The sequence below is a fragment of the Niallia circulans NBRC 13626 genome, from assembly GCF_001591585.1.
In the GTDB taxonomy this organism is placed as follows: Bacteria; Bacillota; Bacilli; order Bacillales; family Cytobacillaceae; genus Niallia; species Niallia circulans.
This window is the reverse complement of record NZ_BCVE01000001.1, coordinates 21,231-35,329: the sequence shown is the minus strand read 5'-3', so window position 1 is coordinate 35,329 and position 14,099 is coordinate 21,231. Positions and strand designations below refer to the sequence as shown.

Sequence of the window (14,099 nt, the reverse complement as noted above, 5' to 3'; positions counted from 1 at the left end):
TCATAACCTCCTATGCAAATCCTTTAGTTTTGCCGTGTTTATGCCATTTGCGATCACCTTGATTATTAAACAAGTATATATTTCCTACTAAGCCGCTTTCTTCCCATACATAGATAGTTCCAGGAGTATTAATTTGCTGTGCTATTTCATTAAGTGTTAGTTCTAAACAATAGTTATCAATATCCTTCCAATCTAGTAGATCATTAGAGATTATTGCTTCATTTACTATGATTCTTACATTACAATTTCTACAGTCAATAGTAGTTTCGCCTATGTCACGCATGATTATTCACCCAATCTATCAATTTCTTTTCTGCCATTTTCGATAATATCGGAAATCATATTTAACCTTCCGTAAATATAATTGTTTTCTTTTGTTAGTTTGGAAACTTGCGAGATTAACCGTTTGTTATTCGACTCTGCTAATTCTAATTTACCAACAAGGCGTTTTAGCTTGTTTTCTGCATAGCATAGTACCGAATAAGGACTAGCAATCATATCTTCCATACCATGTCCTTCTGCTTCTTGGTCTGATTCATCAAATAAGCTTCGAATATCAGCTAACTTTTCAATCAATTGATCGTTTTCTTTTTGTAGATATTCAAGTTTATATTCGAGTTCACTTAATTCAGCAGTCATATATTAACCTTCTTTCCTTCGATTTCTTCTTTATAAGCTCTTAGGTATTTTTCTGTTGTTTCAGCATTACTCAAAGGGAAAGGAGTTTTTTCCCACAGTATGAACATAACTTCTTTGTCAGTGGCATCTGGAAAATACTTTCGTACCCAATCACCTAAAGTCATAACGGTAAGTTTCCTTTCTCGATATCTATTAATTTACCAAGATAGTATGCTGCCTTCTCTAAATCTTCTAATCCATTCTTGTATTTATACCTGGATATATACTTAAGAGCATTACCAATATAGAAGCCTTCCGATACTGTAAATTCGCCTTCTTTAGGAAAGTGTTTCTCCAGGTACCCATTCACATCTATTTCGTTTTTGTGGTAGTGTGATGGATTATTAATGATGTCTAACTCTTCTTCTGGATCGTCAAGTATGCTCCATTTACCTTCTAAAATATACATATATACTTCGCTATAGAAAATCCGTATGCTACTACTCTGTCCTTTTAAACCTATTAAATATTTATCATTGTATTTTTTAGCAGTACTTACTTTGTTCATTTGGTTTATAAATTCAAATTCATCGGGTAAAATCAATTTCCATATACGATCTTTCAATTTATCTCTAACATAAGGTGGAGCATATTCGTTTTCATTGATTAGATAATTTCCTTTTTTGTTTAATTCTGCAACATAGCACCCTGACTCTATTTCTAATTCGAATTTATTAGGTAACTTCATTCCTCTTCCTCCGCATCCATATATTTGCCGCAGCATCTGCATTTGAATTTAGGGATAATTTTATAATCTATTTCTGTTTTCTTACATTCTTCGCATGTGTAGACGATCATATCTTTCACCTTATTTGTTTATATGGTCATATATTAAAATTTTAGATTGTTTTAATATGAACTTAATATCTAATTTATTTTCTTCTTGAATAGCTTTATCCGTACTTTACAATTTATTAAGAGTTTATACAATAGAACGCTTATGCACATTGTTTAACAGTTGTTAAACAAAATACTATAGGCTATAAATCAATGTTATTCTTCCTAATTGAACAATAGTTTTGAACTACTCTGTTAATATGCTTAAATCATAGTTAGACTCAATAAACCGAATAGTCTTTTTTCTGTTACAGTCATTGCCTAAATATGTGTAGATTTCTTGCATTTCTTCAAAATTAAAATCAGTTTCTAAAAATTCATTTACTATCGATCTAATTCGCTTCTGCCAGTAATCACTAATACCTTTACAACTTGGTCTAGACAGCCAAGCGATTACTTTACACTTTAATTCTAGTTCTGTTTCTACATCTTCTAATCTAAAATAAATATTGTTTTTTGGTTCGACAATTAATTCGAAGTTATGGTTTATAAAACATTTTGGCGAATGTTTTTGGACTAACCTCATAAATGTTTTAGCTAAATCTATATTCACTTTATTCTTCCTCCTTCATACTATTTTCTGCTTAGCATCTTCGATTAACATTCTCCAATTGCATCCACACGAGCATGTAAAGGAGGTATATTTAGTTGCTTTGAAATATTGATTTGTTACTACTGGTTTAGTACATTTCGGACAATACGCTTGTAATTCTGCGCCTGTACGCCCTCTATCTTCTTTTGGCTTCCGATTAATTTCTTTTTCATGTTCCCCTATACCATGACAACGTGGACAAGTACGATACTTAGGTCTGCCATGTAATTTACCGGCGTATATTTGACCGGATCCATTACAGGTTAAACAAAGCGTCATGTTAATCATGCTTTTGCTCCTTTCTCTGCTTCGCAGTAGTTTCGTATGGTTCGTTACTTAACTGGGAAAATATCAATTTCAACTGGATTCTCATAAGTCCAATAAGCTGTAGCGTGGTCACTATTAAATGCTTTTTTCAAGAATAGCTTGTATTTCCTCTATAACTTCGTCTGTCATACAATCCATGGCACGCTCATCCCAATCTTCATACATTTCTTGTGCTTCTAATTCTATATAGCTTTCGACCATGTAGTTTGCATTTGGTGACCATTTTTGTCTTTTGATTACACACCAGTTAGATGTTTCATGATGTGGTTCCCCAAGGTCTAATATTTCCCTTTTTAATTCTGCTACCGTATAGGTTAAATGTGATTCCTCAACACTTATTTCTACATCATCTGCTAATTGTGATAATTTCATCATCTTCATTTTTCATCTTCCTTCCTGTCGCATATTAGTTATCTAACAATCATCATTTCAATCTCCCCGCAATCTTTACATTCAAAAATAACTTTCTCTTCAAGTGGTAAAACATCTACTTTTTGAGATTTACATTTATTACAAGTGACTGTAAAAAAATCCATCCCCATAAAATTTTCGTCCAATTTTCATCCCTCGCTATAGTTATCTATTCTTACTTATAACACCCAATCCATAAAACCCTTCGAAATCACTCTGACCTTGCTTCTCTTTTTCTAAATCACGTTCCCATCTTTCGATCTCTTCAAGAGTACATAGCGAGTAATCAGGAGTCCATTCGCTAGGTCTTATATCTAAATGCCATTGTCCATATGTTTTACTCACAACCTACAACTCCTATAGGATATAGTTATCTAATTACTAATCTACTTTTCCTGCTAAGCAACAAACCTTTATACTCCTTGCTTCAATGAGTCTAACTGTTTCTTTAATTCGTGAAACCATTCAGTATCATTTGTATCAATAGCTAATCCAATCATTGCGATAATATCAGTTTTTTCTAAATCTAATGGTGCTATTTGTACTTCATCTATTCTTTTTGCTGCTTTATGATTTACTACATATTCGCCAGTTGTTATATCCTTTGCGTAGGATCCGATTGTTGCCCATGTATCTGTGCATCGATGGATAAATTCTGTTTTCCCATCTACTACTACCCAATCTCCTTCTCTCATTTTGATTCCTCCAATAAATTAGCGTTTTGATAGATATTGCCGATTACTTCTGCTCGATGCCAAATTTTATTGACTAACCACATACCTACAATCCATTCAGCGTGCTCACTATATTGGACAACTTCCTTTTCGCTTTCTGACCCTGTGCTAAACAACCGTTTATATTGAAGAATATCTCCTTCATAAATCTCCACACCGTTTTTGTCTTTTAAACCAGTATATTGTTGGTAGATAAATCTACCTTCGCCGTTATTTTCTAAAGCTGAAACAAGACTTTCAATAACTCTAGAATGATTCATAAAACACGTTTCTTTTGTATCCCACATTCTAAATTTAAACTGTCTCATATGGATTCCTCCAACAGTTCAGGATTTTCATAGATATTACCTAAAACTTTTAGCTCATGGAATTCATTCCATAGTGGAATAGCTGCTGTACCATTATCTATCCACCAACATCCTTCATACATTTTAACTTCGCCAATAAATGTTCTTTGATCTCCAAATGCTAACACTGTTCGAGCTACAATATCTCCTTCGAAAATTTCAATATTATCTTGTGAATTATCATTTTGCTCAGTATATTGACCAACCGTATCTATGTCCACAGTATGTTCAATTTGTGAATAGCCAACTGAACTACTTCCTGTCGTTACAATGGTAGGTGCTACCTCTGGTGCGGTAGTTATTAAATTCCCATAAACCCATACATCCGTATAAACATTTTTACCTCTAAATTTTATTTCTCTCATCCACTAACAACTCCCATCCCTAATAAGATTATTATGACAAGGGATACAGCCCAAAAATAAATCGGCCATATCCAATGTTTCGAATCTAGTAAAATATGTTCCTTAGCTTCCTCTTTTTTCTGCTCTTTCTCGATGTATATAACTTCTTGTTTAAGTGCTGACACATCGACCACTCCCTACATGATAATAAGCGTGAGTTTCTATTTCCGCGCAATTTATGGAACAAAAATTAATTTTCCTGTTAATTCAGCTATTTCTCGCTTGAACATAGCTTCATCCGAATTTTTATCTGATAAATGCAGCAACCATATTTCTTGTACTTTTGATAGATCATTCGCTCTTAGAAATTCTTTAACGTTATCTAAGCTAAAGTGAGATTTCATAAGTCGTTTCTTCATTACTGCTGGGACTCTTCCACTGGCTATATTTTCGTTCAGAATGCCTATGTCATAGTTACACTCCACCATTAGATGTGTTAGCCCTGCAAAGCGATATTTGATGTAATAAGTGTCTGTCGCAAATAAAAGCTTATCTCCTTGCTGATTAGCTAATAGGAAGCCATATGGTTCAGATACATCGTGCTGGACATCGAAAGGTAATATAGTCCATGTACCAACTCTAAATTGCTTCTTCGATTGAACAGTTTGGATCCGATGGTGTTCTATCCCTATTGCTTCTTTCGTTCCTGCGGACATATAAACGTCTATTCCAGCTTTTAAAATATCCTTTATGGATTTAACGTGATCACCATGTTCGTGACTCACTAGGCACCCAGCTACTTGTGACATCTTAAAATCAAAGGCTCTTTGAATATTTTTATAAGTAATCCCGCATTCTAGGAGCAAAGGAGTAATGCCATCAGTAACGATATAGGCATTCCCCTTGCTTCCTGTGGAGATTGTTTTTATCTCAATCACCAGGTAGGACCATCACTTTCTGTTTCTTGCTTAGGTTCATCTTGAGATATATCAGTATCTTCCTGTTTCTGTGGGTCTTTTGCTTCGTCAACCACTTCAACTTCAACTTCAACATCTATAATGTCTCCATTAGCATTCTGCTCTAACTCTTCTTGCAATTGTACTTCTGCTGAAATATCATCTTCTCGGTTAATATGATCAAACACTAAGCTTCCATCATCACTACTATTTAAGAATTTTTTACACGCTCTATTTATTACCGTCTTTTTAGCCATTTCTTGGCGGAATTCTTCATGAGTAGTTCCTTTTTTCTCTTCTGTTTGACCTTCTCCCCAAAATTGAGCCTTACTCCATGCTTTTCTTAATTCATCTATGGTCATTAATTCTGTATAACTAGACTCATCAGATAGAATAATCGTGCAGTAAGCACCTTGTATTTTATCTTTGTCGATGTTTCCGAATTTTTGCTTATGAACTAAATTAGTAATCTTGCCATTTATCATTTCATAATCGACTTCATCACCTTCGTAGATCACAGCTGCTTCGATACTTTTTGCACCAGTTACTCTTTTTGTAACAGCCATTGTTCCAAAATATGAACGTTGGAATGTAAGTTGATTTCCGTAAACAATGAAGTATCCTTGTTTCTTAGCTGGGTTTAATCCTTGAACAACCATATCTAGCAAGCTGTTTGCAATACTATCCTTTGTGCAAACCTCTAAGGCTGGCTTGTATCCGTTATTTTTTCCGGTTTTAATCGATTGAAGAATTAGCCAAGCAGACTTCATTGCATTTTCTGGACTATAATTGGCAGGGAAATGAATTTCGTTATTCTCCTGGAACTCTTTCACTTTTTTTGCAACAACATCCACTGTATCTTTTTTTACCATTGCTAATTGATTACTCATTATTAAGATTCCTCCTTTTAATTAATCACAATATGTTCTATTACAATGCGGGCATCCGGTTACAAGTTGATTTGCCGCTTTATCAACTGTAATTCCAGTAACAATAGTTTTTTCTGGTTTACCGTCTTCAAAAAACATTATTCTTTTTTGTTCAATTGGCTCATAGATATTCTTGTGGCAATTCCAACAAACTCCACTTCTGGGAGCAAAATGAGGATATCCCTTCTCTTCACATAATCTCTTTTGTAATTCAACACTTTCTTGAACGTTATAATTACTCATTCTTCTTCCTCCTCTTCTTCGTAAACAAATTTCACTTTTTTACCGTTATGTTCTATAAGAAATGATTCTAATAAGCTTGCGAACTCAGAAGCACCTACAATATCTCGTTCTAATGTTGCATCTTCTGGACAATCATATAGTGGAAAAGTGCCAATTCGTTCTTTCCCATCGATATACAACGTTTCATGACTAGCTCCATCGGAATTAAACCCAGTAACAACTTTAACTTCAACTATTTCGGCCATATTAAACCACCTTCACATTTACAGGTATAAGGTCTGAATCATCTTCAATTTCTACTCGTAACTCTTTATCTTGTTCAGACACAATTAAAGCAATTGTCTGTGCCTTCGTATCTATCAATTTAGTTACAGCTTCGGCATTATCAATAAAGATAGGAGCCATGAACTCATAGTGTTCCGAAAGAGTATTGATAATATCTAATCCAACATTGATGCGGGCAGCATTATTTAAACCGCTAGAATATGGAACTCCATTAAACGTTGTTTCACAAACCTCTTGCAATCCACCGTTCACTTGTGTTTCAAACAGTTTGAAGCGAGCATACTTGAACTTAGAATTGATACGTTCTTCTAACATAGTTACCTTTAGACGGATAAACTCTTCTGTTAGATATAAGTTGCCTTCCAGTTCTTCAAACTCGGCAGCAAGGTTCCTTTCCTCTTGCATTAGTTCCTCAATCCGCTTATTTTGAGCATCGATGTTTGCAAGTTGACCAATTTTGTTTTGAATCTGATCACGCTGTTCTTTTTTATCTAGTATTTCCATTTGAATACTCTGAATTTGTTTGTTAGCATCCTCACGAATAGCCTTTATTTGCCCCTCTAAGCTTTGTTTTTCTTTTAGCTTCTCAACATAAGTAGGATTATCAAACACGTCAGTTACAGTTGATTCTAGCTGTTTTAATTGTTCTTTTAATCCTTTTAAGAATGTTTCTTTTTCGCCTACTTGTTTTTCAATCTTTTCAATTTCACCATTAATATTGGCTATTTCATTTTCTAAAACATCGACACGTTCTTTTTTGGATTTACCTTCTTTATCGATCTTTTCTATTCGATTAGATTTATCACTATTGAATGCAGCTAAAGCTTTGTTTCTAACTTCCTCTACTTGTTCAACTGGTAAGTCTTGTTTACAAGTTGGACATACACAAGCATCTTCATGAGTGAACTCTAGTTTGTTTATTACCGTCCAATCTTGCCGTAAATTGTTTAGCTCTTCTTCTAGTGATTTAATGCTATATTCTTTTGAAGATTTCAGTTGCTTTTGATTATTAATTTTAGAATTTAGAATACTAATATTTGATGTTTCTTCTTGGATGCGTGATTTTAACTGATAGATTTTTTCTTTACTATCTGATTCGTTATCACGCTTTATCTCTAACAATTCCATGTCTATCTTTTGGATTGATTGTTGAATATCTGATATAGCTTTTCCGTTCTTAATGCTATTGATATTAGTCATTAATTCATCGATTTCATTATTTAGCGCTGTTACTTGCTGTTCCAATGCCGATTTATCTAATCCGTTTGTGTCTGGAAGGTTACGTCTAATTTCATCGATACGAACAGGAATCTTTTCTAACTCATCATTGATTTTCTTTCTTCGACTAGCAATGATCTTTCGATAATCTTCAATGCTTTTACCATTTAGAATAGATGGTAATGCACTTAATTTTGAACTAGATGAAATTACTTCATTGTCGGTAACATCGCCAGCAATACTTAGTAAGATTTCTCTCCGTTTTTGCCAATGAAGTTGTTCATTAAAATATGTTGGACTAGTAAGTAATTTGAAGATATCTTCACTCATGATAGATTCGATCTTTGCTTCATACTCTTTTTTCTTTACTGGTACATCATCTATGAAATATGTTGTAGTATGGCCAGTAAATTCTGCTATCGCTTGACCACGTTTCTTTGTCCACTTTTCAGCAAATACTTTCTTTAACTTTAGATATTCACCATTAATATTAAATTCAGCTTCTACCTCATGTTCTAATCCAGGGATAACATTGTTATTTTCATCTAAAGTCTTAATTTGAAAGTTCGATTTATTCTGACTATCTTTATCAAAAAATAAATAGCTAAATGCATCAAACAAAGTTGTTTTTCCTGTAGCGTTATCTCCATATGTCTTAGCGTTTCTTCCGTTAACTACTAATTCGAATGACTTGCACCCTTTAAAATTTCTTAATGATAGTCTGTTCAATAATAAGATAGACAATTGAATATTCCTCCTTGAATATTATTAGAAATATTGTTATAGTTTGGTTAAATATATTTTGTTTAAAGACTAACTACGTGGCTGCGTATGTTAGTTTTTTTATTAATCTATTAGACTTGCCAAACATTGAAATATAGATTCGCTTTCTCTGATTGTAGACATTTAACAGTTAAACCTTCATATAAGTTTTCTGTTTCTGTCATTTCACCAAATACGTTGTTAGCTTCTTTCTTCGCTTTTTCGTAAGTTTCTTGATTAAAGTTACCCATTGATAATATGATGCTTGCTCCACTATTAATTGATTGCTGAATGTAGTTTAAAATTTGTTCGTTTTCCAATGTTCTTACCTCCTTAGTGCGGATAAGTTTCGTACTACGCATTTACAAAAATCTTTATACCTACTTTTTTTAAAGCTTTTGAATCTAAATTTCGTATCTCTTCTTCACTTATTAACTCTTCATCGATATGGTTTTGATATTCAATATAATCCATTAATTCATTAATTAAAGAATTAATATGTCCACCATTGTAAATTGAAAAATTATTTTCAATGTCCCACGCTTCGTAATTTTTCATTTTGTCCATTCCCTCACATTAGTTATCTAATCGGCATTAAGATATTTTAGATTCAGGTCTATTCTCTAACCACTTAGCAAAGTCTTTCTTTGTTACATACTTCAATCCACCGACTTTAAATGTTGGGAAACCAGATTGTTTCATTAACTCATAGCCGAAACGTCTCTTCTTATTAAAGAATTTTCCTACGTCCTCCGCCTTCATTAATTCTGGGTAATCTACCAATAAATTTAGGTAATAATCATGTTGTGTTTCCATTGAGAAACCTCCTTAGTATTTAAAATTTGAACAATGATTCAAGTTATTTGTGATAAAAAAATGAACTGCTTCCATTACTGATTGAAAATGATTATATAACTATCATTTTTTTGAATGGTTGTTCAAGTTAATCTAGATAATGCGATTGAATCAGTGTTCTATTTCATGTGTTTATCATAAAATAACTTGAATCATTAGTCAAGTTATTTTATGCATTTTTTTTCGTTTTATTTTCGTTTGTTGTATTTTTATGATTTTTAATCCGAATTTACAAAGTTATCCATAGAATTATTATTCAAAATATATAACTTATACCTTGTGGATTCATTCAAGTTTTAGCATAATGTATTTATGCTATTTTAATATATTAGGAGGAAGAACATGAAGGGTTTTGGAATTAGAATTAGAGCATTAAGAAAAGGTAAAGGATGGACTCAAGAAGAACTAGCACAACGTCTAGGAGTTACACACACTTACGTTTCTAAAGTTGAATCCGAAAGCACAATTCCACCTATAGAAAGATTACAAGATTTTGCTGAAATACTAGATGTTTCTATTGTTGATCTGTTGGAAGATAAAAAAGAACCTCCACAAGAATTAAAGGATGCTGGCGTTAAATGGATGATCGTTGGAAAAGAATTAGAAAAAAAAGGAATAACCCCCGAACAGGCTTTGAAATATGCAGAAATAATAGCGATGTTAGAACGTAACGAGAAAAATAGCAATAACGACTGACGTAAATCCCTAACGTCAAGCTGTTGCGAAATATGTCGAAAATTTATTGTTGTTTTTCCTCCTTTTTTCATCGTTCTATAAACCTATTAATGGTATAATAGTTCTCATAATATAAGAACATACGTTCTGTATACTTTCTTTGGTAGGGGGGCCAACGAATGAAAATAGTTAAAGTTAGCGATATACCTAAGGATACAATACTAATCACAGAAACGCTGATAATTGTTGGAACAGGTAAAAAGGAGAGTATGAAAAATGAAGGGATATGTAAGGAAACGAGGCAAAACGTGGAGTTATACAGTTGACGTTGGAAGAGATCCAATTACAAATAAGCGTAAGCAAAAAACGAAAAGTGGATTTAAAACAAAAAAAGAAGCAGAAAAAGCTTTAAATGAACTTAATTATGAATTGAATAATGGACTATGGATAGAACCGTCAAAAATTACTTTTGCCGAATTTGCTAATGAATTTTTAGATAGTTATAAACCGAACATAAGACAAGCAACATATGAACGGTATGTATCTACTATTAATAGGCAATTGATACCTTTTTTCGGTAATATTAGATTACAAGATTTAAAACCTATTCATGGTCAAAGGTTTAAAGATGAAGCAATCAAAAAATACAAAGTTTCAACTATACGTAAAGCCGTCACTTTTTTAAAACAAATTCTAAATCACGCTGTCGAGTTAGAAATACTTAATAAAAATCCATTTGAAAAATTAAGAATTTCGTCTAAAAGAAAAAATAACTTACATGTTTGGACAGCAGAACAGCTAAACAAGTTTCTTATGACGGCTAAAGAATACGATACATTCTATTATAACCTTTTTTCTTTCGCTGCTTATACAGGGATGCGTAAAGGTGAAGTTTTAGGATTAGCAAGGATTAATGTTGACTTTGCAAATAAGGTAGTTACCTTAAAACAAAGTGTCACAGAAACTCAAGAAGGAATAGAATTATCATTGCTTAAGAATGAATCTTCTTATCGTCAAATTGCTATCAATGATGTATGTGTAGAAGTGTTAAAGAGTCAGATTGAACGCAATCAATATTATAAGAAAATATTCAAAAATGAGTATCAAGATAATGGATTGATATTTTGTAGAGAAAACGGAAGTATTTTTCGACCAACTAACTTAAATCGTCCGTTTAGGAGAATTTGTAAGCTTGCTGGCGTTCCAGAAATACGTATACACGATTTACGACATACACACGCTACTATTCTTTTAGAATTAAAAGTAAACCCTAAATTAGTAGCAGATCGTCTTGGGCATTCTTCAATAAAAATGACTTTAGATACATATAGTCATTCATCCATCTCAATGCAATCAAATGTAGCTGAATTGTTCGAAAAACGAGTAAAAGAGTTGTAATGTGGTCAAAATGTGGTCAAATCAAAAGAAGCGCCCTCTTAAACACTGATACAAAGCGCTTCTTTTTAATAATCCACAATCCCGATCAAATTATGTCCACATGCATGTCCAAGTTCAGGAAGTGCATCATATTCTGCCATAAAGCCGATAACTGGACCAGCTTTGCCGCTGTCAAAGGTTGCTTTAAAGGCAGTAGGTAAATCACAGATTCCTATTTCTACGTTAAAATCATGCTGTTTTAAGGTGTCAGTTAAAATTTCACATGCTTTAAATTCTTCATGGCCTAACTCAGGATTTTCTCCAATATAAATACTAATATCTTTAAATTTTGCTTCGTTTTCATTAATTGTATCTAGGATGATTTGTTTCATCATTTTCGCACCTTTCTATCTTTCTACAATAATAGTTTACCAATTTTAAAAAAAAAAGCTAGAAAAACATGTTTAAAAATAATATATAAAGTATAATTATGCAATGGAATCTACCATGTTTTCCTAAATATGATGTTTGATAACTTAATGAAAAAACTGGCTTCGCTTTTATTTAAAAGACGTCGCCAGTTTTGTAATAAATCACTTTATATTTTTCCCATAAAAAATTTCATTCATTTCCTGTGTGAGTTTTGCTGTTATCAATATCCGATCTTCTTCAGATAATTCTTCTTCTTTGCAGCCAAATAAATAATTATTTAAATGGAATTGTTTTAACTTGCATTTTGTATGAAATATATTTTCTTGATAGATATTGGCATCAATCATATCAAATTGTGATTTTGTCTTTTCGGGAATATAGTTTTGAATGGAATTGATATCATGATCGATAAATAGTTTATGACCATGTATATCTCGGGTAAATCCTCTTACACGATAGTCCATTATCATAATGTCTGTGTCAAAAGAGTGGATTAAATAGTTTAAAGCTTTTAATGGCGAAATTTCCCCGCACGTTGAAACATCAATATCAGCACGAAAGGTACTGATTCCTTCATCTGGATGATATTCGGGATATGTATGTACCGTTATATGACTTTTGTCGAGATGCATTACCACTGAGCCTGGAAGTGGTCCAGGAGATTCCTCAAATACTTCTTTTGAAGCTTCAGCAACTGGTCCCTCAGATACGAGCAGTGTTACGCTTGCTCCTTGTGGTTCATAGTCTTGCTTTGCAATATTTAGAACGTGTGCGCCAATAATATCGGAAACATTTTTCAAGATTTTCGTCAGACGCTCAGCGTTGTACTGCTCATCGATATATTGAAGATAAGCCTCTCGTTCCCTTTTTATTCGAGTATAACAGATATCATACATATTGAAGCTCAATGACTTTGTTAAATTGTTAAAACCATGTAATTCTATACGCTGTTGAGGTGTTAAACTCATGTTTATCCCCCTTTTAAACAATTGGTACAATTATGTTACCCGAACAGATTGGGGAATAACCAAAAAATCACTAATCCTTCCTTTTTCCATAGAAGAATTAGTGATAAGTTTTATTATTAAAACATGCTTAAATCATATTTTTTTGCAAGGATTTCTAATAGTTTTAATCCTGCAACACTATTGCCTTTGTCGTCAAGCGCAGGACCAGAAATACCAATTCCAAAACGGGAAGGAACGGCGCCTAATATTCCGCCGGAGACACCACTTTTTGCAGGGATTCCGACTCGAACAGCAAATTCTCCAGAAGCATTATACATTCCGCATGTAACCATAAATGTTTTGCAAATGCGAGCTACATGTGCTGGCATTAACTGTTTGTTTGTGACAGGTTCCTTTCCATCTAAAGCAAATACGATTCCGATTCGCGCTAAATCTAAACAATTTACTTCGATAGAGCATTGCTTTGTATATAAATCTAATAATTCCTCCACATCTTCATTAATGATGCCATGTTGTTTCATAAAGAAACAAAGTGCTCTATTCAAATGAGATGTTTCAAACTCTGATTCAGCTACCTCCGCTGAATAACCAATATCACTATTTCCTGATAAGAGCTTAACAAATTCAATAATCTTCTGGAAGCGTTCATCCACGGAGTTCCCCTTTATCATATGGGTAACTGCAAGGGCACCTGCATTTATCATAGGATTTAACGGCTTCGACGGGTTACTCATTTCTAGTTTTACAATAGAATTAAATGGATCGCCAGTAGGCTCATAGCCAACTTTACTAAAAACGTACTCTTCTCCTGATTCAATTAGTGCTAATGCTAAAGTAATGACTTTTGAGATACTTTGTAAAGTAATTTTCTCATGAATGCAGCCTGCTGAATAACAAGTACCATCATGGTCGTAAATAGCTACAGATAAATCATCAGGATTTGCTTTGCTAAGAGCTGGGATATAATCAGCAACTTTCCCATTATGTGTATATTGTTTTGCTTCTAACAATATACTTTCTAATTCCTCATTAGATTGACAAGGCATTTTTTCACCAACTTTACGAAAAATTTTTACATCCCTTTTTATAAAATATAAAAAAGAATTTCTTAATAAGATTAGTATATCCT

The 14,099-nt window shown here is 33.1% G+C and carries 25 protein-coding genes and 1 pseudogene; 2 read left to right on the top strand and 24 right to left on the bottom strand.

Annotation, left to right across the window (positions count from 1 at the left end; genetic code table 11):
• Positions 1–10: 10 nt before the first annotated feature.
• From BCI01S_RS00205 to BCI01S_RS00120, 21 genes are all read right to left on the bottom strand, one after another.
• On the bottom strand, positions 11–283 hold the full coding sequence (locus BCI01S_RS00205; protein WP_061795979.1) for a hypothetical protein: 273 nt from the start codon (positions 281–283) through the stop codon (positions 11–13).
• A 2-nt stretch (positions 284–285) separates the two neighbouring features.
• Positions 286–639 carry a hypothetical protein gene (locus BCI01S_RS00200; RefSeq protein ID WP_061795977.1) on the bottom strand — a complete coding sequence of 118 codons (354 nt, stop codon included), beginning with the start codon at positions 637–639 and terminating at the stop codon, positions 286–288.
• Positions 636–803: a hypothetical protein gene (locus tag BCI01S_RS25565; RefSeq protein ID WP_167555717.1), complete on the bottom strand. Its 168-nt coding sequence runs from the start codon at positions 801–803 to the stop codon at positions 636–638. The genes BCI01S_RS00200 and BCI01S_RS25565 overlap by 4 nt, the downstream gene beginning before the upstream one ends.
• Entirely contained in the window at positions 800–1,366 is a 567-nt protein-coding gene (locus BCI01S_RS25840; protein WP_061795975.1) for a DUF3310 domain-containing protein, read from the bottom strand. The genes BCI01S_RS25565 and BCI01S_RS25840 overlap by 4 nt, the downstream gene beginning before the upstream one ends.
• A gap of 336 nt (positions 1,367–1,702) precedes the next feature.
• The gene (locus BCI01S_RS00190; protein ID WP_061795973.1) at positions 1,703–2,068 is read right to left on the bottom strand and encodes a hypothetical protein; all 366 of its coding nucleotides are present in this window, start codon (positions 2,066–2,068) and stop codon (positions 1,703–1,705) included.
• 15 nt (positions 2,069–2,083) lie between these two features.
• Entirely contained in the window at positions 2,084–2,395 is a 312-nt protein-coding gene (locus tag BCI01S_RS00185; protein WP_061795971.1) for a hypothetical protein, read from the bottom strand.
• Positions 2,396–2,509: 114 nt separating this feature from the next.
• The gene (locus BCI01S_RS00180) at positions 2,510–2,815 is read right to left on the bottom strand and encodes a hypothetical protein (RefSeq protein WP_061795969.1); all 306 of its coding nucleotides are present in this window, start codon (positions 2,813–2,815) and stop codon (positions 2,510–2,512) included.
• A gap of 29 nt (positions 2,816–2,844) precedes the next feature.
• The gene (locus tag BCI01S_RS25090) at positions 2,845–2,991 is read right to left on the bottom strand and encodes a hypothetical protein (protein ID WP_156485366.1); all 147 of its coding nucleotides are present in this window, start codon (positions 2,989–2,991) and stop codon (positions 2,845–2,847) included.
• Between the two features lie 19 nt (positions 2,992–3,010).
• A complete protein-coding gene (locus tag BCI01S_RS00175) occupies positions 3,011–3,190 on the bottom strand; it encodes a hypothetical protein (protein WP_061795965.1) in 180 nt (59 codons plus the stop codon).
• Positions 3,191–3,258: 68 nt separating this feature from the next.
• A complete protein-coding gene (locus tag BCI01S_RS00170; protein WP_061795960.1) occupies positions 3,259–3,540 on the bottom strand; it encodes a hypothetical protein in 282 nt (93 codons plus the stop codon).
• Positions 3,537–3,887 carry a YopX family protein gene (locus tag BCI01S_RS00165; RefSeq protein ID WP_061795955.1) on the bottom strand — a complete coding sequence of 117 codons (351 nt, stop codon included), beginning with the start codon at positions 3,885–3,887 and terminating at the stop codon, positions 3,537–3,539. The genes BCI01S_RS00170 and BCI01S_RS00165 overlap by 4 nt, the downstream gene beginning before the upstream one ends.
• Positions 3,884–4,291, bottom strand: coding sequence for a YopX family protein (locus BCI01S_RS00160; RefSeq protein ID WP_061795949.1), 408 nt, complete (start codon positions 4,289–4,291; stop codon positions 3,884–3,886). Before BCI01S_RS00160 ends, BCI01S_RS00165 begins: the two co-directional genes overlap by 4 nt.
• Positions 4,288–4,455 carry a hypothetical protein gene (locus tag BCI01S_RS25085; RefSeq protein ID WP_156485365.1) on the bottom strand — a complete coding sequence of 56 codons (168 nt, stop codon included), beginning with the start codon at positions 4,453–4,455 and terminating at the stop codon, positions 4,288–4,290. The genes BCI01S_RS00160 and BCI01S_RS25085 overlap by 4 nt, the downstream gene beginning before the upstream one ends.
• Positions 4,456–4,506: 51 nt before the next feature.
• Positions 4,507–5,208 carry an MBL fold metallo-hydrolase gene (locus tag BCI01S_RS00155; protein ID WP_061795947.1) on the bottom strand — a complete coding sequence of 234 codons (702 nt, stop codon included), beginning with the start codon at positions 5,206–5,208 and terminating at the stop codon, positions 4,507–4,509.
• Positions 5,205–6,116 carry a recombinase RecT gene (locus BCI01S_RS00150; protein WP_061795945.1) on the bottom strand — a complete coding sequence of 304 codons (912 nt, stop codon included), beginning with the start codon at positions 6,114–6,116 and terminating at the stop codon, positions 5,205–5,207. The genes BCI01S_RS00155 and BCI01S_RS00150 overlap by 4 nt, the downstream gene beginning before the upstream one ends.
• A gap of 21 nt (positions 6,117–6,137) precedes the next feature.
• Positions 6,138–6,398 carry a hypothetical protein gene (locus tag BCI01S_RS00145; protein WP_061795943.1) on the bottom strand — a complete coding sequence of 87 codons (261 nt, stop codon included), beginning with the start codon at positions 6,396–6,398 and terminating at the stop codon, positions 6,138–6,140.
• Positions 6,395–6,643, bottom strand: coding sequence for a hypothetical protein (locus BCI01S_RS00140; protein WP_061795941.1), 249 nt, complete (start codon positions 6,641–6,643; stop codon positions 6,395–6,397). The genes BCI01S_RS00145 and BCI01S_RS00140 overlap by 4 nt, the downstream gene beginning before the upstream one ends.
• A 1-nt stretch (position 6,644) precedes the next feature.
• Entirely contained in the window at positions 6,645–8,645 is a 2,001-nt protein-coding gene (locus BCI01S_RS00135; RefSeq protein ID WP_061795938.1) for an AAA family ATPase, read from the bottom strand.
• Positions 8,646–8,755: 110 nt separating this feature from the next.
• Positions 8,756–8,983 (bottom strand): hypothetical protein, encoded by a 228-nt coding sequence (locus BCI01S_RS00130; RefSeq protein ID WP_061795934.1) that lies wholly within the window; start codon positions 8,981–8,983, stop codon positions 8,756–8,758.
• A 34-nt stretch (positions 8,984–9,017) separates the two neighbouring features.
• Positions 9,018–9,221 (bottom strand): hypothetical protein, encoded by a 204-nt coding sequence (locus tag BCI01S_RS00125; RefSeq protein WP_061795931.1) that lies wholly within the window; start codon positions 9,219–9,221, stop codon positions 9,018–9,020.
• A gap of 36 nt (positions 9,222–9,257) precedes the next feature.
• A complete protein-coding gene (locus BCI01S_RS00120) occupies positions 9,258–9,479 on the bottom strand; it encodes a helix-turn-helix domain-containing protein (RefSeq protein WP_061795926.1) in 222 nt (73 codons plus the stop codon).
• Positions 9,480–9,860: 381 nt separating this feature from the next.
• On the opposite strand from BCI01S_RS00120, the gene BCI01S_RS00115 reads away from it, so the two are divergent.
• Both BCI01S_RS00115 and BCI01S_RS00110 read left to right on the top strand, forming a co-directional pair.
• On the top strand, positions 9,861–10,214 hold the full coding sequence (locus BCI01S_RS00115) for a helix-turn-helix domain-containing protein (RefSeq protein WP_061795923.1): 354 nt from the start codon (positions 9,861–9,863) through the stop codon (positions 10,212–10,214).
• Positions 10,215–10,469: 255 nt separating this feature from the next.
• Positions 10,470–11,591: a site-specific integrase gene (locus BCI01S_RS00110; RefSeq protein WP_061795921.1), complete on the top strand. Its 1,122-nt coding sequence runs from the start codon at positions 10,470–10,472 to the stop codon at positions 11,589–11,591.
• An 80-nt stretch (positions 11,592–11,671) separates the two neighbouring features.
• Here the strand turns inward: BCI01S_RS00110 and BCI01S_RS00105 are convergent.
• The 3 genes and pseudogenes from BCI01S_RS00105 to glsA all read right to left on the bottom strand — a co-directional run.
• A pseudogene (locus tag BCI01S_RS00105) lies at positions 11,672–11,962 on the bottom strand (amidohydrolase); the annotation flags it as partial.
• A 201-nt stretch (positions 11,963–12,163) separates the two neighbouring features.
• Complete coding sequence (speD, locus tag BCI01S_RS00100; RefSeq protein ID WP_061795917.1) at positions 12,164–12,970, bottom strand: adenosylmethionine decarboxylase; 807 nt, start codon at positions 12,968–12,970, stop codon at positions 12,164–12,166.
• Positions 12,971–13,086: 116 nt separating this feature from the next.
• Positions 13,087–14,016 (bottom strand): glutaminase A, encoded by a 930-nt coding sequence (gene glsA, locus BCI01S_RS00095; protein WP_061795915.1) that lies wholly within the window; start codon positions 14,014–14,016, stop codon positions 13,087–13,089.
• Between the last annotated feature and the right edge of the window lie 83 nt (positions 14,017–14,099).

What these genes read in the sequence shown, in the direction of transcription:
- BCI01S_RS00205 (WP_061795979.1), bottom strand. Translation starts at nt 283, where the DNA reads ATGCGTGACATAGGCGAAACTACTATTGACTGTAGAAATTGTAATGTA.
- BCI01S_RS00200 (WP_061795977.1), bottom strand. Translation starts at nt 639, where the DNA reads ATGACTGCTGAATTAAGTGAACTCGAATATAAACTTGAATATCTACAA.
- BCI01S_RS25565 (WP_167555717.1), bottom strand. Translation starts at nt 803, where the DNA reads ATGACTTTAGGTGATTGGGTACGAAAGTATTTTCCAGATGCCACTGAC.
- BCI01S_RS25840 (WP_061795975.1), bottom strand. Translation starts at nt 1,366, where the DNA reads ATGAAGTTACCTAATAAATTCGAATTAGAAATAGAGTCAGGGTGCTAT.
- BCI01S_RS00185 (WP_061795971.1), bottom strand. Translation starts at nt 2,395, where the DNA reads ATGATTAACATGACGCTTTGTTTAACCTGTAATGGATCCGGTCAAATA.
- BCI01S_RS00180 (WP_061795969.1), bottom strand. Translation starts at nt 2,815, where the DNA reads ATGAAGATGATGAAATTATCACAATTAGCAGATGATGTAGAAATAAGT.
- BCI01S_RS00170 (WP_061795960.1), bottom strand. Translation starts at nt 3,540, where the DNA reads ATGAGAGAAGGAGATTGGGTAGTAGTAGATGGGAAAACAGAATTTATC.
- BCI01S_RS00165 (WP_061795955.1), bottom strand. Translation starts at nt 3,887, where the DNA reads ATGAGACAGTTTAAATTTAGAATGTGGGATACAAAAGAAACGTGTTTT.
- BCI01S_RS00160 (WP_061795949.1), bottom strand. Translation starts at nt 4,291, where the DNA reads ATGAGAGAAATAAAATTTAGAGGTAAAAATGTTTATACGGATGTATGG.
- BCI01S_RS00150 (WP_061795945.1), bottom strand. Translation starts at nt 6,116, where the DNA reads ATGAGTAATCAATTAGCAATGGTAAAAAAAGATACAGTGGATGTTGTT.
- BCI01S_RS00145 (WP_061795943.1), bottom strand. Translation starts at nt 6,398, where the DNA reads ATGAGTAATTATAACGTTCAAGAAAGTGTTGAATTACAAAAGAGATTA.
- BCI01S_RS00140 (WP_061795941.1), bottom strand. Translation starts at nt 6,643, where the DNA reads ATGGCCGAAATAGTTGAAGTTAAAGTTGTTACTGGGTTTAATTCCGAT.
- BCI01S_RS00125 (WP_061795931.1), bottom strand. Translation starts at nt 9,221, where the DNA reads ATGAAAAATTACGAAGCGTGGGACATTGAAAATAATTTTTCAATTTAC.
- BCI01S_RS00120 (WP_061795926.1), bottom strand. Translation starts at nt 9,479, where the DNA reads ATGGAAACACAACATGATTATTACCTAAATTTATTGGTAGATTACCCA.
- BCI01S_RS00115 (WP_061795923.1), top strand. Translation starts at nt 9,861, where the DNA reads ATGAAGGGTTTTGGAATTAGAATTAGAGCATTAAGAAAAGGTAAAGGA.
- BCI01S_RS00110 (WP_061795921.1), top strand. Translation starts at nt 10,470, where the DNA reads ATGAAGGGATATGTAAGGAAACGAGGCAAAACGTGGAGTTATACAGTT.
- speD (WP_061795917.1), bottom strand. Translation starts at nt 12,970, where the DNA reads ATGAGTTTAACACCTCAACAGCGTATAGAATTACATGGTTTTAACAAT.
- glsA (WP_061795915.1), bottom strand. Translation starts at nt 14,016, where the DNA reads ATGCCTTGTCAATCTAATGAGGAATTAGAAAGTATATTGTTAGAAGCA.